Annotated in this window: 21 protein-coding genes; 9 read left to right on the top strand and 12 right to left on the bottom strand. The window is 36.8% G+C overall.

Features of this window, described 5'->3' with window-relative positions; all coding sequences use genetic code 11:
• Positions 1 to 8: 8 nt before the first annotated feature.
• The 9 genes from CGC57_RS01305 to pyrE all read right to left on the bottom strand — a co-directional run bounded on the left by CGC57_RS01305 (position 9) and on the right by pyrE (position 9,441).
• Entirely contained in the window at positions 9 to 2,078 is a 2,070-nt protein-coding gene (locus tag CGC57_RS01305; protein WP_095897647.1) for an alpha-L-fucosidase, read from the bottom strand.
• 22 nt (positions 2,079 to 2,100) lie between these two features.
• Complete coding sequence (locus CGC57_RS01300; protein ID WP_095897646.1) at positions 2,101 to 3,189, bottom strand: CapA family protein; 1,089 nt, start codon at positions 3,187 to 3,189, stop codon at positions 2,101 to 2,103.
• Positions 3,186 to 4,325: an AAA family ATPase gene (locus tag CGC57_RS01295; protein WP_095897645.1), complete on the bottom strand. Its 1,140-nt coding sequence runs from the start codon at positions 4,323 to 4,325 to the stop codon at positions 3,186 to 3,188. The genes CGC57_RS01300 and CGC57_RS01295 overlap by 4 nt, the downstream gene beginning before the upstream one ends.
• 157 nt (positions 4,326 to 4,482) lie before the next feature.
• A complete protein-coding gene (locus tag CGC57_RS01290; protein ID WP_095897644.1) occupies positions 4,483 to 5,268 on the bottom strand; it encodes a Bax inhibitor-1/YccA family protein in 786 nt (261 codons plus the stop codon).
• 105 nt (positions 5,269 to 5,373) lie between these two features.
• Positions 5,374 to 6,441 (bottom strand): class II fructose-bisphosphate aldolase, encoded by a 1,068-nt coding sequence (gene fbaA / locus CGC57_RS01285; RefSeq protein WP_002678943.1) that lies wholly within the window; start codon positions 6,439 to 6,441, stop codon positions 5,374 to 5,376.
• 76 nt (positions 6,442 to 6,517) lie between these two features.
• Positions 6,518 to 7,576, bottom strand: coding sequence for a chorismate synthase (gene aroC / locus CGC57_RS01280; RefSeq protein ID WP_095897643.1), 1,059 nt, complete (start codon positions 7,574 to 7,576; stop codon positions 6,518 to 6,520).
• Positions 7,576 to 7,968, bottom strand: a complete 393-nt coding sequence (locus CGC57_RS01275) for an orotate phosphoribosyltransferase (RefSeq protein ID WP_095897642.1) — start codon at positions 7,966 to 7,968, stop codon at positions 7,576 to 7,578. The genes aroC and CGC57_RS01275 overlap by 1 nt, the downstream gene beginning before the upstream one ends.
• A 29-nt stretch (positions 7,969 to 7,997) precedes the next feature.
• On the bottom strand, positions 7,998 to 8,774 hold the full coding sequence (locus CGC57_RS01270) for a DUF695 domain-containing protein (protein ID WP_095897641.1): 777 nt from the start codon (positions 8,772 to 8,774) through the stop codon (positions 7,998 to 8,000).
• Positions 8,775 to 8,799: 25 nt separating this feature from the next.
• Positions 8,800 to 9,441: an orotate phosphoribosyltransferase gene (gene pyrE / locus CGC57_RS01265; protein ID WP_095897640.1), complete on the bottom strand. Its 642-nt coding sequence runs from the start codon at positions 9,439 to 9,441 to the stop codon at positions 8,800 to 8,802.
• A 6-nt stretch (positions 9,442 to 9,447) separates the two neighbouring features.
• Here pyrE and CGC57_RS01260 point away from each other — a divergent pair, with 6 nt between their 5' ends.
• The 4 genes from CGC57_RS01260 to CGC57_RS01245 are packed head-to-tail and all read left to right on the top strand — an operon-like array spanning position 9,448 to position 11,463.
• Positions 9,448 to 10,056: an NUDIX hydrolase gene (locus CGC57_RS01260; RefSeq protein ID WP_095897639.1), complete on the top strand. Its 609-nt coding sequence runs from the start codon at positions 9,448 to 9,450 to the stop codon at positions 10,054 to 10,056.
• Positions 10,037 to 10,465, top strand: a complete 429-nt coding sequence (locus CGC57_RS01255; protein ID WP_095897638.1) for a hypothetical protein — start codon at positions 10,037 to 10,039, stop codon at positions 10,463 to 10,465. The genes CGC57_RS01260 and CGC57_RS01255 overlap by 20 nt, the downstream gene beginning before the upstream one ends.
• Positions 10,462 to 10,836 (top strand): fluoride efflux transporter CrcB, encoded by a 375-nt coding sequence (crcB, locus tag CGC57_RS01250; protein ID WP_095897637.1) that lies wholly within the window; start codon positions 10,462 to 10,464, stop codon positions 10,834 to 10,836. The genes CGC57_RS01255 and crcB overlap by 4 nt, the downstream gene beginning before the upstream one ends.
• Positions 10,837 to 10,848: 12 nt before the next feature.
• Positions 10,849 to 11,463, top strand: coding sequence for a DUF4230 domain-containing protein (locus tag CGC57_RS01245; protein ID WP_002679023.1), 615 nt, complete (start codon positions 10,849 to 10,851; stop codon positions 11,461 to 11,463).
• Here the strand turns inward: CGC57_RS01245 and CGC57_RS01240 are convergent.
• The gene (locus tag CGC57_RS01240) at positions 11,444 to 12,139 is read right to left on the bottom strand and encodes a class I SAM-dependent methyltransferase (protein ID WP_095897636.1); all 696 of its coding nucleotides are present in this window, start codon (positions 12,137 to 12,139) and stop codon (positions 11,444 to 11,446) included. The genes CGC57_RS01245 and CGC57_RS01240 overlap by 20 nt on opposite strands.
• Positions 12,140 to 12,283: 144 nt before the next feature.
• Here CGC57_RS01240 and CGC57_RS01235 point away from each other — a divergent pair, with 144 nt between their 5' ends.
• A complete protein-coding gene (locus CGC57_RS01235) occupies positions 12,284 to 13,030 on the top strand; it encodes an electron transfer flavoprotein subunit beta/FixA family protein (RefSeq protein ID WP_095897635.1) in 747 nt (248 codons plus the stop codon).
• 6 nt (positions 13,031 to 13,036) lie between these two features.
• Complete coding sequence (locus CGC57_RS01230) at positions 13,037 to 13,987, top strand: electron transfer flavoprotein subunit alpha/FixB family protein (RefSeq protein ID WP_095897634.1); 951 nt, start codon at positions 13,037 to 13,039, stop codon at positions 13,985 to 13,987.
• Positions 13,988 to 14,067: 80 nt separating this feature from the next.
• On the opposite strand, the gene mnmE is transcribed toward CGC57_RS01230, so the two are convergent.
• Positions 14,068 to 15,483 (bottom strand): tRNA uridine-5-carboxymethylaminomethyl(34) synthesis GTPase MnmE, encoded by a 1,416-nt coding sequence (gene mnmE / locus CGC57_RS01225; RefSeq protein WP_095897633.1) that lies wholly within the window; start codon positions 15,481 to 15,483, stop codon positions 14,068 to 14,070.
• Positions 15,484 to 15,724: 241 nt separating this feature from the next.
• Here mnmE and rplS point away from each other — a divergent pair, with 241 nt between their 5' ends.
• The 3 genes from rplS to CGC57_RS01210 all read left to right on the top strand — a co-directional run bounded on the left by rplS (position 15,725) and on the right by CGC57_RS01210 (position 17,962).
• On the top strand, positions 15,725 to 16,072 hold the full coding sequence (gene rplS, locus CGC57_RS01220) for a 50S ribosomal protein L19 (protein ID WP_002678925.1): 348 nt from the start codon (positions 15,725 to 15,727) through the stop codon (positions 16,070 to 16,072).
• 104 nt (positions 16,073 to 16,176) lie between these two features.
• Positions 16,177 to 17,505: an exonuclease domain-containing protein gene (locus CGC57_RS01215; RefSeq protein WP_095897632.1), complete on the top strand. Its 1,329-nt coding sequence runs from the start codon at positions 16,177 to 16,179 to the stop codon at positions 17,503 to 17,505.
• Positions 17,498 to 17,962 (top strand): hypothetical protein, encoded by a 465-nt coding sequence (locus CGC57_RS01210; RefSeq protein ID WP_002679179.1) that lies wholly within the window; start codon positions 17,498 to 17,500, stop codon positions 17,960 to 17,962. The genes CGC57_RS01215 and CGC57_RS01210 overlap by 8 nt, the downstream gene beginning before the upstream one ends.
• On the opposite strand, the gene hemW is transcribed toward CGC57_RS01210, so the two are convergent.
• Positions 17,936 to 19,087 (bottom strand): radical SAM family heme chaperone HemW, encoded by a 1,152-nt coding sequence (gene hemW, locus CGC57_RS01205; RefSeq protein WP_095897631.1) that lies wholly within the window; start codon positions 19,085 to 19,087, stop codon positions 17,936 to 17,938. The genes CGC57_RS01210 and hemW overlap by 27 nt on opposite strands.

The raw sequence follows: 19,087 nt of genomic DNA, 5'->3' as shown, positions 1-19,087 counted from the left end.
ACTTTACTTTATTGTGTAATGATTCCTATTTCGGCATACGATACTCTATTGGTATCATCGACTGTTTTTACAGCTGTGAGTTTGATGTAACGAGCTTTTTCTTCAGCAAATGTAATACGTTGTTCAATAGGATTGTTTTTTATATTACCAAACTCTCCTTCGCTTACTTTCTTCCAATGAATATTATCAGTACTTACTTCAAAAATATAATGGCTGATAGTTCCTTCTGCCCAACGGTCTTGTGAAGGTAAATAGATAAATCCTTTTAGGTTTAAAAGTTCTCCTAAATCAATAGTAACAGCTGTAGGTGTTTTGCTTTTTTCTTGGATAAACCAAGAAATGGGGTCTTCATCTACTATTTTTTGAATATCATTGATAGTAGAGAGTACTTTCCATTTTGTTTTAGGAATATCTAACGAATAAGAAGCTACTTCACTATACAATTTTTTACTTTGGTCGTAGGCTACAAACTTGAGAGTTGTAGGATGAGTAACAGAAAAAGGAGTAGTGTAACGCAACGATTTATCGGTAGGATTACTGCCGTCTAAAGTGTAGAAAATTTCGGTAGATTCATCGGCAGGGGTAAGCGTTACTTGTCCGTTTTTATCACGGCTAAACTTAGGTGTTACTAATAAGGCAGGAGCATTATACAACCCTATGTTGCTAATGAGAGGAGAGGCTTTGGCGTCTAATATTGTAAAGCGTACTTTAGTAGCTGTTACAGGGGGAAAACGCAATAAGCGCTTGTAGCCAATAGTAGTTTGTTCATCTATAGTTTCCCATTTTCCATCTTTTTGGTATTCTAATTTGAATTTTTTTATGCGTTGTCCTAAAGGGATGTATTCTTGAGCCATAAAGCGATTGAAGGTTGTAGGCTTGGTAAAGTTTATATCAATGGAAGCTTCGGTTAGGCCTTCATCGGTTGCCCAATAGGTATTTTTATCGTTGTCAATAGTTTTTTCAGCGCTGAAAAACTTGTGATTTTCGCGAATATTAGAAGCCGTTATAGAGGCATCAGTTACGAGGTTATGTGCAAAATCTGCTTCTATAACTTTTTTGAGTTCCATTAATCTCTTGATGTCGTTTTCGTGTACTAAACCGTGTCTATCTATAGGTAGATTCAGCAATAAATTGTAACCACGACCTACTGAAGCGTAGTATATATCAACCATTTTTTCTAAGGGGCGCACTTGGTGGTCTTCACGTGCGTGGTAATACCAACCTGGACGGATAGATACATCGGCTTCAGCGGGAATCCAATTGATGCCATTTTCATCGCCTTCGCCTAAGTGATGTAGATGCTCTTTTCCTTGTAAGGAAGGGTTAGAGGTAAAAGGATTCCAATTAGTAGGTGTACCATAGCCTAATTCATTGCCTATCCATCGGATATTAGGGCCTTCATCGCCAAAAATAGTGGCATTGGGCTGTAATTCGCGTACTATAGCGAATGTTTTATCCCATTGGTAATATGTATGAGCATCGATAGTACGGGTTTCGTTAGCACCACCATAATAGCCAGAACCGCCATTAGCTCCATCGAACCATACTTCAAATATTTCACCATAATTGGTGAGTAATTCTCGGAGTTGGTTATGGAAATAGGTTACATATTCAGGTCTGCCATACTCGGCGTGGTTTCTATCCCAAGGAGAGAGGTATACACCGAACTTGAGTCCTGCTTTTTTGCAAGCATCGGAAAGTTCTCTAATTACATCGCCTTTGCCGTTTTTCCAAGGGGAGTTTTTTACAGAATGCTCTGTGTATTTTGATGGCCATAAGCAGAAGCCATCGTGGTGTTTAGCGGTAATAATAACCCCTTTCATACCAGCATCTTTAATTACTTTCACCCATTGATTTACATCTAACTCGGTGGGGTTAAACAAGGCAGGATCTTCACCACCTGTACCCCATTCCATATCGGTGAAAGTGTTCATATTGAAATGGATAAAAGCGTAGTACTCCATTTCGTGCCAAGGTAATTGATATGTAGGAGGAAGAGCTCCCACAGGTTTTGGAGCTTCAGGATTTTTACAAGCTATCAAGCAAAGTACTGATGCTAAAAATAAAAATTTTCTCATAATTGTGAATGATTGATGATGATTATTCTTTTTCGTTGATAAAAATATTCTTTTTAAAAAGTTTACGTGAGTTGTCTATAAAGATATTCATACTATCTTTGGTAGTCTCGGAGAGCTCTTTGTAGGAAGCTGTTTCATATTCTTTGCAAGGCAATATTTCAAAAAGGTATTTTTTATTAGTTTTAAGGGTACGATTTACCCAAACTAAATAATATCCCTTATCGGCGATGTAAGTACCTTGTGCATCTTTAAAAAGTGTTAGCTCTACCATAGCGCCTCCATCGGAAGGGGATTTACGTTGGTTAGATATAAAATTACCGAGAGAGTAGACAACAAACAGCTCTTTATGAAGCCCTGTTTGAGGGTAATAATACATAGGTTGTAGCACGTGAGGGTGTCCACCTATAATGATATCTACACCATTATCAAAAAGAAATTGAGCTACATCTTCCTGTTTTTTGTTTTGTTTTTGTTGGTATTCTATTCCCCAATGTATTACTACTATCAACTTGTCGAGATGTGTTTTTTTAGCTTTCTCGATATCTTCTTTCATTAGATTAAAGTCTATACGGTTTACTATAGTAGGTTCAGGGACGGGTAAGCCATTAGTTCCATAGGTATAATTGAGAATACCAACTGAAATTCCATTTTTAGAAAGCACTAAAAGATTTTTTTTATCAAACTCTGCTTTGTTGCGGAAAGTGCCTGTATGAGCTATTTTAAGAGAGTCGAGCACATCTAAAGTGCGGATGATTCCTTTTTTACCTCTATCACAGGTGTGATTGTTAGCAGTTACTAACACATCTATCCCGCTATCTCTACAAGCGGCAGCCAAGGCATCGGGAGAGGAGAATTGAGGGTATCCTTTGTAAGGTTTTCCTGCTAAAGTAACTTCCAGATTGGCAATTGCAAAATCTACTTGAGCGAATTTGTGTTTAATTTTGTCAAACACAGGCATATAGTCATATTGCTTAGTATCAGCGTTGTAAGCTCCTTCTACTTGAGGGATATGCCCCATTACATCCCCCATAAAGAGCAACGACATTCGGCTACTAGTTTCTTGAGCAAAGCTTATTGAAAAGAAGAGAAAAGTGAGTAATATGCGTATCATTTAAAACCTATTTTAGTCTGTTTGTTTTGTTCTTTAAGTTCCTTTATATCTATATTGGTGAGTTCAGCCAAAGAATAAGGTTTATCTACAATGAATTCTCTATCAGTAGATTGTAAATACTTATTGCATTTTTCGACTGTTAGTTCTTTAAACTTATATTCGGCTATTAATCTTCCTTTGCGCAATAGGGCAGAGTCTATTTTAGAAATATCGGAATTGAAAGTACATATTAGCTGGCATTCTAATACATCAGAGAGCATACCATCAGCTATGTTTAGTATAGAAGATACCACATCGGTATTACTGTTGAAAGCTGTGCGTTCGGCTATGTAGTTCTCGCAATCCTCAAGTACTAGTACTGAGTTTTTATTGCCTATTAGCAGACTGATAAAAGCGGGATCGGTGAGAGAACCTATCATTGTAGTAGGCACAAAGATAAATTTTTTGTTAGGGATTTGGCTAGTAAGCCATTTAATGTAGTTTGTTTTTCCAGAACCAGCAATACCGTGGAATAACACTACACCTTTGTTGTCATTAGTTAAGGCATTCTTTACTCGGCTATGTATCTCAAAAAAATCATCATTGTACATTGTTTCAAAGTCAATGCGATAAGGCTTGATACTATGAGTTTTTATTTCCAAACCTATCTGTGTTTTTAGCAGTATGGAAACCTTTGATTCCTTAGATATAAACTTTTCTATATATTCAGAAAATAATGAATTTAGATGTTCTTTGGCATTAGGATTGTCGTTTTGGTAGTATACTGAATTTACTTTGTATAATCCATCTTCAAAAATCTGATTATCATACTCATTAGATAGATTTTTATCTATAATGAGGAAAATCTCCAAATCGGGCTGAAAATAACACTCTTCAGATTCGTATAGTTCATTTTGTTTAGAAGCATATTCTATAGTGTAGTAATCAGTACATTTTACAAAATGTTTGAGTTTGTCGCGTTGGATTACTAAATCCTCATTACCAATATAAATACGAGCCATCAAGTCGTCTAACAAACAGCGATAAGGATTGCTGAAAGTGAGTAGCTTGTATTTGTCATAGACTTCTACGTGGTCATCGGAGTCTATTTGTAGAATATTTATGGGATGGTAATATTTAGATTCTTTTATTTTCATAGGAAAAAATAATAAAGCGCAAAGGTAGTATATAATTTATAAATTAGCAAACTTTATTAGGGGTAACAAATAACAAAAACAAAACTTTGCTAAAGGTTTCCCTAAAGCAAAGTTTTGTATTATTCTAATTAGTTAATTGATAAATTGACTTATTAGATTAGTCTCTTTTAGAAAGTAATATTCTCAATATGTACCAGAATAGTAACATTACTGATGAGAACAATTGTAAGGCTGCCCCTACATATTGGTCGGTGCTATATACGTTTTTGATGTTGTAGGTTTCGTATAGAATTCCTCCAGCGGCCAAAGCAACCATTGCTAAAGAAAACCAAAGACCTAAATCAAAACCAAAGATAGCGCCTGCAACAATCAAGCCTAATGCAATGAAGCCTCCTATTACTAATACACTACGCAAGAATGAGAAATCTAGACGAGTGAGAAACACTACAGCAGTAAGTCCCGCAAATAATGACAAGGTTATGATACCAGCTTGTGAAATGATAGCTAAGCCATCACTGAAAGCCATTGCTATATAAATCATTGGTAGAAAAATGATAGCTTCTAAAAGTACATAAATACCTAAGCCTCTATATTGAGTACTTCTGTCCTGTGCTTGTGTCCATTTGCTAGCAAGCATAGAGCCCAACCAGAACCCACCTAAGATAAGTAACCATACAAAAGGACTACTTACCATAGAGATAATTAAATTTTCAGGCACTATATTTATCAAAATAGCTTCTACTACTATAAAAGCCAAAAGTGCTATTGCTACGTGAGAGTAGGTTTTACGATAGAAAGTAGCTTGTTCTACATTAGTTGCATACGATACTAATTCAGGAGCATTGTTGTTCTGATAGTTAGGGTTGTAGTTGTTGTTGAAATTCAAGTTATAGCCATTGTTGCTATTACTATTGTTGTTTAGATTGTAATTGTTGTTGCTCATAAAACTCTAAATAAAAAATATTTGTTTCTTAGTAAATCAAAAACTTTGCCAAAAGACCTACCCTAATACTGAGTAGCCTTTTGGCAAAGTTTATCAGGGGGAATACTATAAAGTATTTACGTTGTTAAGATCTTCAAAAGCTTTTTTCAAGCGGGTAACGAAAGTCTTTTCACCTTCACGAAGCCATACACGAGGATCGTAGTATTTTTTGTTAGGAGCTTCAGGACCTTCAGGGTTACCTATTTGACCTTGCAAGTAAGCAGCTTTGGCTTTCATATAGTCGCGAACACCTTCGGTGAAAGCGTATTGCAAGTCGGTATCGATGTTCATTTTGATAACACCGTAAGAAATAGCCTCGCGGATTTCTTCGAGAGTAGATCCAGAACCGCCGTGGAATACGAGGTCAAGAGCATTATGACCTAAGTTGTATTTTTTAGAAACGTAGTCTTGAGAATCTCTTAAGATTTTAGGAGTTAATTTTACGTTACCAGGTTTGTACACTCCGTGAACGTTACCAAAAGCGGCAGCGATAGTGAATTGAGAACTTACTTTAGAAAGTTCTTCATAAGCGAAAGCTACATCTTCAGGTTGTGTAAAGAGTTTGTTGCTATCAACGTGAGAGTTATCCACTCCATCTTCTTCACCACCAGTCATACCGAGTTCGATTTCCAAAGTCATATCCATTTTGCTCATACGTTCGAGGTAACGTTTGCAAGTTTCGATATTTTCTTTGATAGGCTCTTCAGAGAGGTCAATCATATGAGAGCTAAAAAGAGGTTTTCCTGTTTCTTTGAAGTGTTTTTCAGAAGCTTCGAGCATACCATCTAACCAAGGAAGTAATTTTTTAGCACAGTGGTCAGTATGCAAGATGATAGAAGCGCCGTAAGCTTCGGCGAGTTGGTGAACGTGTTTTGCTCCAGCTACAGCTCCAAGAACTGAAGCACGTTGGTTGTCGTTAGAAAGACCTTTACCAGCCATAAACTGAGCGCCGCCATTAGAGAATTGGATAATCATTGGGGCGTTTACTGCTACAGCGGTTTCTAAAGCAGCATTGATAGAGTTAGAACTGATAACGTTGGCTGCAGGAAGAGCAAAGCCTTTTTCTTTGGCGTATTTGAATACTTCTTGTACTTCTTTTCCAAGAATTACGCCTTTTTTAATGTTATGTGCCATTTCTTTATTAAGATATAATTAGTTTTCAAATTGAGACCGCAAAGATATAAAAAATCTATTGAACTATCAAAATAATTTAGTGTTTTTTATTTAACAAACAAAAATCTAATAGTACCATTGCTGTCATTGCCTCGACAATAGGTACGGCACGGGGTACTACACAGGGGTCGTGCCTGCCTTTACCTTGCATTGTTACTATGTTGCCTTTGCTATCGAGAGCAGGTTGTTCTTGCATAAGGGTAGCTACGGGCTTAAAAGCTACTCTAAAATAAATATCCATACCGTTGCTGATGCCCCCTTGTATACCGCCTGAATAGTTGGTTTGTGTAGAGCCATCGGGGTTGAAAAGGTCGTTGTGCTGACTACCACGCATTGTAGTACCTGCAAAGCCACTACCATATTCAAAGCCTTTTACAGCATTGATAGAGAGCATCGCCTTGCCGAGTTGTGCGTGGAGCTTGTCGAACACAGGTTCGCCCCAACCTATAGGCACACCTTTTACTACACAGCTTACTACTCCGCCCACTGTGTCGCCTTCTTTACGAATAGCTTTGATATAGGCTTCCATTTGTTCTGCTAAGATAGGATCGGGACAGCGCACGGCATTGGTTTCGGCTATGGCTAAATCGAGGTCGGTATAGGGTTTAGTAAGGGAAAGCTCGCCTACACTTGATACATAAGCGTTGATTTGTATTCCTTTGAGTACTTGTTTGGCAATAGTTCCTGCTACCACACGGCTTACGGTCTCGCGTGCTGATGAGCGTCCGCCTCCACGAACATCACGAATACCGTATTTCTGTTGATATACATAATCGGCGTGGCTGGGACGGTATACCTCGGCTATATGGGCATAATCGGCTGAATGCTGATTTTCGTTTTCAATGATAAAGCCAATAGGGGTGCCTGTAGTCTTGCCGTTTAAAATACCCGAAAGGAAGCGTACTTTGTCGCCCTCTTTGCGCTGGGTAACAATAGCCGACTGCCCTGGACGGCGCCGATCAAGCTCGTGCTGTATGGCTTCAAAATCTAAAAGAATATTGGGGGGACAGCCATCAATGATGCCTCCTAATGCCTCGCCGTGTGACTCGCCAAAGGAGGTGAGCCTAAAAAGAGTGCCAAAGCTATTGCCTGCCATTATAAGTCTTTCATTTTTGTTACTAATACCTCTATAAACTTGCTGATGGGCGTTTTGACCATCATTGCCATTATGGGGTTAAAATCTCCTTTGAAGAGTAGTTGCACTTCACTTTCTTTATCTGATATTTCAGCAATATTGGTAGTGAGCTGGAAGGGGATTTTACCATTTGCTTCCCCTAATACCAGCTGGCTATGGGGGGTACTACTTTTCTTTTCTAAATAAATCTCAGGCATTCCTTTTAAGGCAAACACAAAAGAAGTGTCGCTGAGTTTTTCAAATTTGCTGATGTTTTCGGGCATCAAGCGTTCAAAGGTTTCTACTTTTTCTAAGAGAGCAAAGAGGTCTTTAGCACTCTTTGGGACGATTGTTTTTTGGGTTTCTAAATTCAAAACAATGATTAATTATTAATGGTTCATTATTATTTTACTAAAACGGTTTCCCAGCCGTCGTACTGGCCATTGGTATCGAGAGCTACATCTATCAAGTCCCAAGTATCGGGGTCGATAGCCTCTACGGTATTTACTTTGGTAATTATCAATTGGTAGCCTAAATCTTCGTTAGGGTCATCGCCTTCTTCAGGTTCTATTTTGCCACTTTCTTGTATTTCATAGCCTAAGGCTTTCACCTTATCAATAGCTTCAGCCATATCCTTTTCAGTGTTGAAATACAACCAATGGTCTATAGGGCGCTCTTGGTCAGTATGGTCGCCAGACTGTTCGCAATGGTGTCGTACAGCACTATTTTTGATGCTTTGATGTTCGTAGATATTTGGGTAGAGGAATTCTGTATAGGTTTTCCATTCGGGGTCGTTGGCAACTTCTACTTCAGGAGTATAATTGCTTGTATTAAAAGCCTCTTCTAACAAGGGAGCTAAGGCTGCCGCATTTTGAGAGTAGAAATACCAAGTAACCGCCCCATCAAAAGTTAAAACCCCAGCTAATAGGTTGGTTTCCTTGAGTAGAGGCATTAGGCGTGTATCTTCTATATCATAGAGAAGCTCGCGTTCTTGGTCGGATGAAAAGCCGTGTTCATCAGGATTTTTTAGCACGATGTTTACTCTCACACAATGAGTGAATTGAGGGAGCGGTAAATCAGTTTCGCCTAAACCTAAATTAAGGCGAAATACGGCGGGTTTATCTTCTACTCTACCAATGTAGACTGCCCAGTTTTCAGGGATTTCTGTTTTTTGAGTCATATTAATTTACTGATTTGTCAATTTGTTAATTCTTCCAAGTGTCAGGGCTTTTGCGCCATTCTTTAAGAGTATCGAGTTCGTACTCGCTGATGTAGCCTATAGCTAAGGCTTTGATAAGCAAAAGGTCGTAGTCGCTGAGGGTATGAAGGGAGAGTTTTTCAGAAGCAAAATTGGCATTTGCCACCTGAAAGTTATACGAGAAGATAGCCACCATGCCTAAAACTTCAGCGCCGAAGTCACGAAGGGCTTTTACAGCATTAAGGCTACTCATACCCGTGCTGATGAGGTCTTCTATAACAATTACTTGTTGTCCTGCAGAGAGTAATCCCTCTATTTGGTTTTGACGACCGTGTTTTTTAGGTTCAGGACGCACATAGACAAAGGGCAATCCGAGTGCATTGGCTACTAACATTCCCATTCCGATAGCTCCTGTAGCAACCCCTGCTACCACCTCGGCAGAGGGATAATGGTTTTTGATATAGGTAGCCATAGTGTTAGCAATGTAGTTGCGAACCTCTGGAAATGAGAGGATTATGCGATTGTCGCAATAAATAGGCGACTTCCAACCGCTTGCCCACGTAAAATAATTTTCAGAATTCAATTTTATTGCGTTAATTTGCAGTAAAAATTCGGCAGTACGTTGTGCCGTAATGTTATCTAAAATCATAAGCTTATGTATGAAATATTTTTAGACGATAAGTCGATTATTTTGACAAATGTACGAGAAAATATTGAGAACGTCAAATATTTTCCATTAAAAGATGTAACCTTTGATGAAATCATCGAGGAATTAGGTCGTAAAGAGGTAAGTAGAATATATCTCTATCACCCTAATGAAGAGAAACTTATAAAGAAATTTAAGAAGCTTGTACCCACTATAAAAGCGGGAGGAGGCGTGGTGTATAATGAGGAAGGAAAAGTACTACTTATCAAGCGACACGGCAAGTGGGATTTGCCTAAAGGGAAGAAAGAAAAGGGTGAAAATATAGCCACTTGTGCCTTGCGTGAAGTGGAGGAAGAAACGGGGGTAAAAAAACTCTTAATACAGCGTTTTAGGACAATTACTTACCACCTGTTTAAGCGCGATGGACACTATTTTTTGAAAGAAACCTATTGGTATGATATGACCACTACTTACAAGAAGAAGTTACTCCCCCAAACAGAGGAAGGTATAGAGAAAGTATGTTGGAAAGATGAGGCAGAGGCAAAGGAATTGGTGAAGAACTCGTATAAGAATATTCAGTTGGTATTAGGAGTTAGAGATGGAAAAGAATTTTTATGATTTAGAGCTTATCAAAATATTAGAAGAGCATATAGAAGATAGAGATTTTCAAATAATAAGCTCTGATATTTATGTAGATAAGGTGAATGCTAACTTACCTTTTGTGGGGAGTAGGGTAGATTTTGAGCTATTGGATGAGTATCAAAGAATGTTTTTTGATGAGAATGAAGCCGTTGTAGCTTTTGTAAAGAGTATTGCAATGGAGGCGGGGATAGCACCAGATGAAAAAGTGGTGTATTTAGGAGATAATGTATCGAACCTAACCTATATATTCTCATTTAAATATTTAGAAAAAGTCATAGTAGATATATTGGATAATATACCTGAACATCATTACTTTTTATCTGAAAGGATGAAGTGGATTCTATATATATCGTATGAAGATTGTGCGGAGTTTGCGTTGATATGATAAAAGATATACTAATAGTTGGACTTGGTAGCTTTGTAGGAGGCACATTGCGTTATATGCTTTCAATAGCCTTTAACAAGATAGCACGTACTTGTACATTCCCAATAGGCATTTTGGTAGTAAATGTATTAGGATGCTTTCTTATAGGTGTATTGTATAGCTATCTTAAGAATAGAGTAGGGGAGAGCCTTTTACCCTTATTGATGATGACAGGTGTCTTGGGAGGTTTTACAACATTCTCTACTTTTTCATTGGAGGTACTGCAGTTATATCAACAAAATGAACTACTAAAAGCCATTCTTTATGTAATAGTTAGTGTAGGAATAGGTATTTTGGCGTGCTTTTTGGGGTGTATTGTAGGTAATAAATAAAGTATAAAAATAATGAAGAAATTTTTATTAGGAGTAGTCGTAGCGGTCGCCGTATTGCTACTTATAAAATATTTTAGCGATAAAAAAGAAAGTCAAGAACGATTAGAAGCTGATACAGCCCTAATACAAACACAAATCGCAAATGTGAGCAAACTGGTAGTTACTGAAGGTCATTTTGCTGAAGTACTCTCGTATACCGATACTCAAAAGTACTTTATGGATTTGCTATCGTTTGATAAGAAAATCCTCACAGTAGTAAATGCTGATGTAACAGTAGCTTATGATTTGCACAAAATCGACTATGAAGTAAACGAAGAACAAAAGAAAGTTATCATTAAATCGTTACCAGAAGCTGAGGTAAAGATTTACCCTACAATGAAGTATTACGATGTAAGTCAGAGTCAGGTAAACCCATTTACCCCTGCTGATGTAGAAAAAATACAGAAAAAAGTGAAAGCAGAATTACAACGCAAGGTAGATGCTTCTACTTTGAAGAGTAATGCTCAAAACAGACTGCTTACTGAGCTTTCTAACCTTATTTTTGCCACTCGTGCCGTAGGTTGGACATTAGAATACCAAAATACACCTATTGAGAACAAAGATGATTTTAAACTTTTGAAACCATAGAGATAAGAGAATTTATGCACTTATCACCTATTATTACCCAATATTTTCGTTGGATATTTTTGCCTTTTGCTGAAATAAGAGTTTCTTCAAAAGGCAATTTTGTTATATGTTCAAAACCAGCTGCTTTAAGTATTTCAGCTACTTCTTCAGCGGTATAAAACTGAAAACCTTCACGCGCAAAAGGCGCCTTCTCTCCTGTACTTTTATCTATAAAACCAATAGCTACTTTACCTTGTGAGCTAAGTAAAGCGTGAATCTTTTTGTAATAATATAATGGGTTTTCTAAAAAATAAAGAGTATTTACTGAAAAACATACATCAAAAGAATAATCGAAATTAGGGAGTTTATCAGCAGCTACTTCTAAAAAATGTACTTTTTTTTGACTAACTAAAACGTTGTTGTACTCAGTTGCTTCAGTTATCATTGCGGAAGAAGTTTCTACTCCTATATATTGTAGGGAACTTTCCTTGTTAAATAAATATGGGAGATGTTTGCCATTGCCAAAACCTATCTCTAAAACTTTTTGATGAGGTTGCAGTGCCAAACAATCAATAGTACAGTTTATCATACTACTATTGGAAGCAAAAATAAAATCACCTACTTCTTTGGCGTAGTCTCCTTCAGGATGACGAAATAGTTGTCCTAATAGGCGCATATCAGTAATGGGAGGAGTCATTATTTCTTATAGTATTTCAATTAATTAGAACGGCAAAATTACGATTTTTTGTATAATAATTTGTGTAGTTAGTAAAAACATAGTACTTTTACGCCTTTAAAATTAAAACATTAAGTTCAATTTAATCCTATTATCTATAAGATTATGAAGATATTAGTATGTATCAGTAGTGTTCCCGACACTACTTCTAAAATAAACTTTACAGAAGATAACAAACAGTTTAACCCTTCAGGGGTACAGTTTATTATCAATCCTAATGATGAGTTTTGCCTCACTAAAGCTATTATGCTTAAAGAACAATTAGGGGCAAGTGTTACTCTTGTGAATGTGGGAACACAAGAAACAGAACCAGTACTAAGAAAAGCTTCAGCTATAGGAGCTGACGATATCATTCGTATAGATGCCGCCCCTACTGATGCTTTTTTTGTAGCTACTCAGCTTGCAAGAGTTGCCAAAGAAGGTAATTATGACCTTATCATCACTGGTAAGGAATCTATTGACTACAATGGAGGAATGGTAGGAGGTTATTTATCTTCGCTTTTAAATCTTCCTTTTATAAACAAATGTATAGGTTTAGAAATTGAAGGCAACAAAGTAACTGCCCAACGAGAAATAGATAGCGGCAGAGAAAAACTAACTGCTACACTTCCTTTGGTAATTGCAGGGCAAAAAGGTCTTACTCAAGAGAAAGATCTCCGCATCCCCAATATGCGTAACTTAATGGCAGCACGCACTAAAGCAATCACGGTATTACCTGCTGAGGCTACCGATGTGAGGGTAACAACTGTAGGATTTGAGAAACTTCCTGCAAAACAACCTGTGAAAATAGTATCTGCCGATGATTTAGATACCCTTATTGATTTATTACATAACGAAGCAAAAGTAATTTAATTAAAAATGTCAGTACTCATATATATAGATTCCGAAAACAGAAAAGTGAAAAAAAGCGCTTTTGAAGTAGCTACTTATGCTCGTGCAATTGCCGATAAACAACAAACAAAAGTAGTAGCTGTAACTATAAATGTACCTCAACCTGAAGTATTAGCTGCTTATGGGGTAAATAAAGTGCTTAGCATTACCAATGACCAACTACAACATATTTCTGCCAATACACTCAATCATCTATTGCAACAAGCAGTAGCAAAAGAAAGTAGTACGATAGTGGTATTTAGCGCTTCTTCACAAGCCAAAGAAGTAGCTCCTTTATTAGCTAATAGCTTGCAAGCGGGGTATGTATCTAATGTCATTTCTTTACCTACAGAAGATTTTATTGTAAAAAGTAATGTGTTCTCAAACAAAGCGATTAGTCTTAGTCAAATCAATACCCCTATAAAAATATTAGGATTAGCTCCTAATGCTTTTAAAACAGAAGAAAAAAATGTTGAACTTACAGTAGAACCTTTTGCTCCTACACTTCCTGATAGTGATTGGGGGATACAAGTAATCACTACAGAGAAAACCTCTGGTAAAGTGTCGTTAGACGATGCTACTATAGTGGTTTCAGGAGGAAGAGGGTTGAAAGCTGCCGAGAATTGGCAGATAGTGGAAGGACTTGCTGAAGTATTAGGTGCAGCAACCGCTTGTTCTAAACCTGTTGCTGATATGGGATGGCGACCTCATTCTGAACACGTAGGACAAACGGGTAAACCTGTAGCGCCTAATCTCTATATAGCTATAGGTATTTCAGGAGCTATACAGCACTTGGCAGGCGTAAATGCCTCTAAAGTGAAATTAGTTATCAATTCTGATCCTGAAGCACCTTTTTTCAAAGCTGCCGATTATGGTGTTGTAGGTGATGCTTTTGAGGTAGTTCCTAAACTCATTGAAAAACTTAAAGCAAGACAATAACAAATAGCACAAACATTATAAACTTTGCCAAAGGTTTCTGTCAGTACAGTTCGCACCTTTGGCAAAGTTTTTATTTTCACTTATTTCCCGATACAGAAGCGGGAAAATATGTTTCCTAAAACCTCCTCATTACTTACTTCTCCAGTGATACTGCCCAAATGATAGAGTGTTTCGCGTATATCAATAGCTAATAAATCACCCGATAAATGCATTTGCATTCCTTCTTCTACTTTTTCAATAGCTTGTAAGGCATTGGAAAGAGCTTCGTAATGGCGGATATTCGTTACTACAGTTGCTTTGCCAATATGACTAAGCGTTTGGGCATAATCAGCGAGAAAGTTTTTTAACTCGGTGATGTTTTGCCCTTCTTTAGCTGATATTCTTAATAAAGTATCGGTATAGCCTTTGAGAGATTGTAGAATCTCATCGTCAAAAGCAGTTGTTTCTTCTGGTGATAAGTCTGTTTTGTTGTGTAGTAAAATATACTTAGCTCCCTCTCGGTAGTTTTCCTTTACAAAAGTAGTAATTTCACTCACTGTATTATCTTTGTCATCAAATAGAAATAATATCACTGAGGCTTTTTCTATTTTTTCTTTGGCTTTCTGTACCCCTATTGCTTCTATTTGATCTTGTGTGTCACGAATACCTGCAGTATCAATAAAACGAAAAGCAATACCTCCTATGTGCAAGGTCTCTTCAATCGTATCACGAGTTGTGCCTGCAATATCCGATACAATAGCACGCTCTTCATTTAGTAAAGCATTGAGCAAGGTTGATTTGCCTACATTGGGTTTTCCTACAATTGCCACTGGAATACCATTTTTCAAAACATTTCCTACTGAAAACGATTGGATAAGTGATGATAAAGTAGTTTTAATAGTTTTTAAAAGGCTTTTAAACTGACTTCTATCAGCAAACTCAACATCTTCTTCCGAAAAATCTAACTCAAGTTCTATTAGTGAGGCAAAATTGAGTAATTCTTGTCGTAATGCTTCTATTTCAGAAGTAAAGCCTCCACGCATTTGTTGCAAGGCTACTTGATGAGAGGCTTTACTATCAGAGGCAATCAGGTCAGCTACCGCTTCAGCTTGATTAAGTGCTAATTTACCGTTTAAGAAGGCACGTTTAGTGAATTCCCCTGCTTCAGCTAAACGAACTCCATTAGCTAAACACAATTTAATAACTTCTTCTACAATGTAATTACTTCCGTGACAAGAAAACTCTACTACAGGCTCTCCTGTATATGATTTTGTACCTTTGAAAATAGTAGCCAGACACTCATCAATTACTTGATTTTTAGCTTCTAAAGTTCCCAAATGTACTGTGTGAGAGGGAGCGTCAATTAAAGACTTTTTGCTGTAACTCTTGAATATTTGGTCTGCAATTTCTATAGCATTTGCGCCTGATAATCGGATAACAGCAATGGCACCCATTCCTGAAGCAGTTGCTAAAGCAACAATAGTATCGCTATTATATATTGTATTTTTCTTATTCATAATAAGTGATATTTGTTTTTGATGTATAACAATCGGTTATAACTTCTTCAAGCAAATTTTATACCCTAAAAACAATAAAAAAGTTTATTAAAAAATATAACTATCATATTCGTTAGGCGACAAAAGTACGAAAAAACTTGCTAATTCAAAAAAAAATAGTACCTTTGCCCCCGATTTGGAGTAACCTCTGGCGAGAGTCGTGAATGTTGCCCAATGATAACATAATTATTTTATATTTTTTATGGAACCATTATTAAAGTACGTACAAGACAACTTTATTGAGAAAAAAGAATTCCCAGAATTTTCAGCAGGTGATACTATCACTGTGTACTATGAAATTAAAGAGGGTGACAAAAAACGTACTCAGTTTTTTAAAGGTGTTGTAATACAACGCAAAGGTCACGGCGTAACTGCTACATTTACCATTCGCAAAATGTCTGGTACAGTAGGGGTAGAACGTATCTTCCCTATCAATATGCCTGCCCTTCAAAAAATTGAAGTAAACAAAAAAGGTAAAGTTAGACGTGCTCGCATCTATTACTTTAGAGGACTTACTGGTAAAAAAGCCCGTATTAAAGAAGTTCGCTAAAAGAAAATTGATGAACAACATAAAAGCAAAGAGTAAAGTATACCTTTCTCTTTGCTTTTTTCATTTACTAATGAATAAATATCTAATCCCTAACACTTAAACATTTGTACGCAATACTCGATATAGAAACTACGGGAGGTAAATACGATGAAGAAGGTATTACCGAAATTGCTATTTATCAATTTGATGGACATACTATTACCGATCAGTTTATCTCTCTTATCAATCCTGAACGCCCTATACAAGACTATGTTACTAAACTTACAGGCATCAACAACAAGATGTTGCGCAATGCACCAAAGTTTTATGAGGTAGCCAAACGAATAGTGGAAATTACTGAAGGGTGTATCATTGTTGGGCATAATGCTGCCTTTGATTATCGCATTTTGCAAACTGAATTTCGCCGTTTAGGGTATGAGTACATCAAAACCACACTCTGTACAGTAGAACTTTCTCAGCAACTTATTCCCGATAAAGAATCGTATAGCTTAGGGAAATTAGTACGTTCTTTAGGTATCCCAATGAGTGAACGCCATCGCGCTTCGGGCGATGCTATGGCTACTCTCAACCTTTTCAAATATCTACTTGAGAAAGATACTAAAAAGACTATCATTACCGCTTCAGTGAAAAACGATGTACGTTTAGAAATGGCTTCACGACACCTAAAAATACTTGATGCTCTCCCTGAAACCTTAGGCGTATTCTATATTCATAACGAAGAAGGTAAAATTATCTATGTAGGAAAACATAAAAACATCAAAGGGCGGGTGAACCAATTGCTCACCTCTCCCTCTAAACGCGATAAATATTTACAACGCCATACTTATAAGGTAACCTATGAAGAAATGGGGAATGAACTCATCGCAACCCTTAAAGAATTAGAACTTATACAACTTAACAATCCTAAATGTAACAACCGGAGTATTGATAAATCAAAGAATATCAACTATATACTTACTTCTCATTACAACAAAAGAGGATATCTCTGTTTTTCTATAGAATTGTTGCAATCGCAAAACAATTTTATCACTACTTTTGAAACACTAAAAGAAGGATTATTCTTTTTGAAGCGTATAGAAAAAGAATTTCAACTCAACGAAGTAGATTTCAACAACGAATCTCCTGACATATACAATGAGCGAGCTAAGGGAATTTTTACTAAATACGGGCTACAAAATGAAGATGTAGCAATTGTAGATAAAGGCAGAGTAGTAGGTGAAAAAAGTATGATTTTAGTAATAGATGGCAATATCAAAGGATATGGATTTTTAAATCTGAACTACCAACTCACACAACGTTCTATTTTAGAAAACCTTATCACTCCTTTAGCCAATTCTTTACTCAACCGACACCTTTTACACTCTTATCTCCGCAAGAATTCCAAGGTGAAGGTACTCAAACTAAGCGAACAAAAACCTTATCATAATGAATAAACATTTTTTTATTACACTCTTAGGAACTGCTGTTTTGGCAAGTTGTAACTCAACGAACAATGAAAGTGCCACAGCATTAAAGGAATCGGCAGAAAAGATTTCAAAACTCACTGATTCTATCAAAAAGATTGATGAACAACGCCTTGAAGCATTGAACTTCAGTCTTGAAACTAATGAATTAGCACAGCAATATTTCGAAGATTTAAAAATTGACAATCCTTCACAAATTGTTATAAATGCGCTAATGGAAATGAATGTAAAGGATCATAACCCTTATATCAAATCAGAGTCTAACGGCAAATTCTTATTTAATAAAATAAGAATACTCAATGAAAAATGGGTGATTTGTGAATTTACTGATGGTGAATTGTGGGGCGACCTGCTTTTGGAATACCACATTGATGGCAACCAAAATGTTACCTTTAAAGCCTTAGATGAGGTCATTCACCCTAAATAAATCGGAAGCTATACCATCTGAAAGAAACTTACCCTTGTGCGTTACTTTCAGGTGGTTTTCTTCTATTGTTAAAAGCTCATCGGCAAGGTACTTCTGTGCTTGCTGTAATAAATATTGACGGTAATCATCCCCAAATACTATTCTCACTTCTTCTAAATCAATTCCTACAATCGTGCGTATACGTGTGATGATGAGTTCGTTATATCGGTTGTTGAGGGTAAGTTCTTCTTTTTCCTGAGGTAATATTCCCTGCTGTATCTGTTGTATATACTTAATGTTGTGAGCAATATTCCAACTGCGTTCTTTTCCATTAAAACTATGAGCTGAAGGACCTATTCCCATATAAGGTTTGCCAAACCAATACGCTGTGTTATTCTTACTAAAATACCCCTCTTTACCAAAATTTGAAAACTCATATTGTATAAACCCTTCTTTTTCAAGAGTGTCTATCAGTATTTGAAAGTGTGTATAGGCTTGCTCATCGTTTATAGGTGGTATTTTTCCCGTAGCTATAAACTTGTGCAAAGCTGTTTTTTCTTCAACTGTAAGAGCATAGGCTGAGATATGTGGAATATCAAAAGACAGCGCCTTATTGATATTTTCCTGCCAACGTTCCTTACTCATTTGAGGAATGCCATAAATTAAATCAATAGTGATGTTATCAAAATATTGTGGAGTTATCTGCAATAAAGTTTCTACTTGAGCTACACTATGTACTCTGTTCATCAATTGTAAGTCCTCTTCAAAAAACGATTGTACACCCAAACTTAACCTATTGATACCTAAAGAGCGCAATTGTTCTAACATTTGTTGGGGAGAGGAGTCTCTAAAAAAGTCATCAGGATTAGCTTCCAAGGTAATTTCGGCTGAGGGACTTACCTTGTAATATGTGAAGATTGTATGAAAAAGTTGTTGTAATTCGTCATACGAAAGGATACTGGGTGTCCCTCCTCCTAAGTAGACTGTTTGTAATTCACTATTTATAGCTTCATCCTTGCGCAAAATGAGTTCCTTACAAAGGGCATTCACCATTTCTCCTTTTCTTTTTAGAGTAGTTGAAAAATGGAAATCACAATAATGACAAGCACGCCTACAAAAAGGAATATGAATGTATAAGCTATACAA

The sequence above is a fragment of the Capnocytophaga sputigena genome, assembly GCF_002302495.1.
Lineage (GTDB): Bacteria > Bacteroidota > Bacteroidia > Flavobacteriales > Flavobacteriaceae > Capnocytophaga > Capnocytophaga sputigena.
The sequence above is the reverse complement of the archived record's forward strand: the minus strand, read 5'-3'. Positions and strand labels throughout refer to the sequence as shown.

Bases quoted from the DNA above. Each gene is read 5' to 3' on its own strand.
- CGC57_RS01235 (WP_095897635.1), top strand. From the start codon at position 12,284: ATGAAGATATTAGTATGTATCAGTAGTGTTCCCGACACTACTTCTAAA.
- CGC57_RS01240 (WP_095897636.1), bottom strand. From the start codon at position 12,139: ATGACTCCTCCCATTACTGATATGCGCCTATTAGGACAACTATTTCGT.
- CGC57_RS01210 (WP_002679179.1), top strand. From the start codon at position 17,498: ATGAATAAACATTTTTTTATTACACTCTTAGGAACTGCTGTTTTGGCA.
- CGC57_RS01255 (WP_095897638.1), top strand. From the start codon at position 10,037: ATGGAAAAGAATTTTTATGATTTAGAGCTTATCAAAATATTAGAAGAG.
- fbaA (WP_002678943.1), bottom strand. From the start codon at position 6,441: ATGGCACATAACATTAAAAAAGGCGTAATTCTTGGAAAAGAAGTACAA.
- crcB (WP_095897637.1), top strand. From the start codon at position 10,462: ATGATAAAAGATATACTAATAGTTGGACTTGGTAGCTTTGTAGGAGGC.
- CGC57_RS01245 (WP_002679023.1), top strand. From the start codon at position 10,849: ATGAAGAAATTTTTATTAGGAGTAGTCGTAGCGGTCGCCGTATTGCTA.
- CGC57_RS01260 (WP_095897639.1), top strand. From the start codon at position 9,448: ATGTATGAAATATTTTTAGACGATAAGTCGATTATTTTGACAAATGTA.
- CGC57_RS01295 (WP_095897645.1), bottom strand. From the start codon at position 4,325: ATGAAAATAAAAGAATCTAAATATTACCATCCCATAAATATTCTACAA.
- CGC57_RS01230 (WP_095897634.1), top strand. From the start codon at position 13,037: ATGTCAGTACTCATATATATAGATTCCGAAAACAGAAAAGTGAAAAAA.
- aroC (WP_095897643.1), bottom strand. From the start codon at position 7,576: ATGGCAGGCAATAGCTTTGGCACTCTTTTTAGGCTCACCTCCTTTGGC.
- CGC57_RS01300 (WP_095897646.1), bottom strand. From the start codon at position 3,189: ATGATACGCATATTACTCACTTTTCTCTTCTTTTCAATAAGCTTTGCT.
- CGC57_RS01270 (WP_095897641.1), bottom strand. From the start codon at position 8,774: ATGACTCAAAAAACAGAAATCCCTGAAAACTGGGCAGTCTACATTGGT.
- CGC57_RS01305 (WP_095897647.1), bottom strand. From the start codon at position 2,078: ATGAGAAAATTTTTATTTTTAGCATCAGTACTTTGCTTGATAGCTTGT.
- CGC57_RS01290 (WP_095897644.1), bottom strand. From the start codon at position 5,268: ATGAGCAACAACAATTACAATCTAAACAACAATAGTAATAGCAACAAT.
- pyrE (WP_095897640.1), bottom strand. From the start codon at position 9,441: ATGATTTTAGATAACATTACGGCACAACGTACTGCCGAATTTTTACTG.
- mnmE (WP_095897633.1), bottom strand. From the start codon at position 15,483: ATGAATAAGAAAAATACAATATATAATAGCGATACTATTGTTGCTTTA.
- rplS (WP_002678925.1), top strand. From the start codon at position 15,725: ATGGAACCATTATTAAAGTACGTACAAGACAACTTTATTGAGAAAAAA.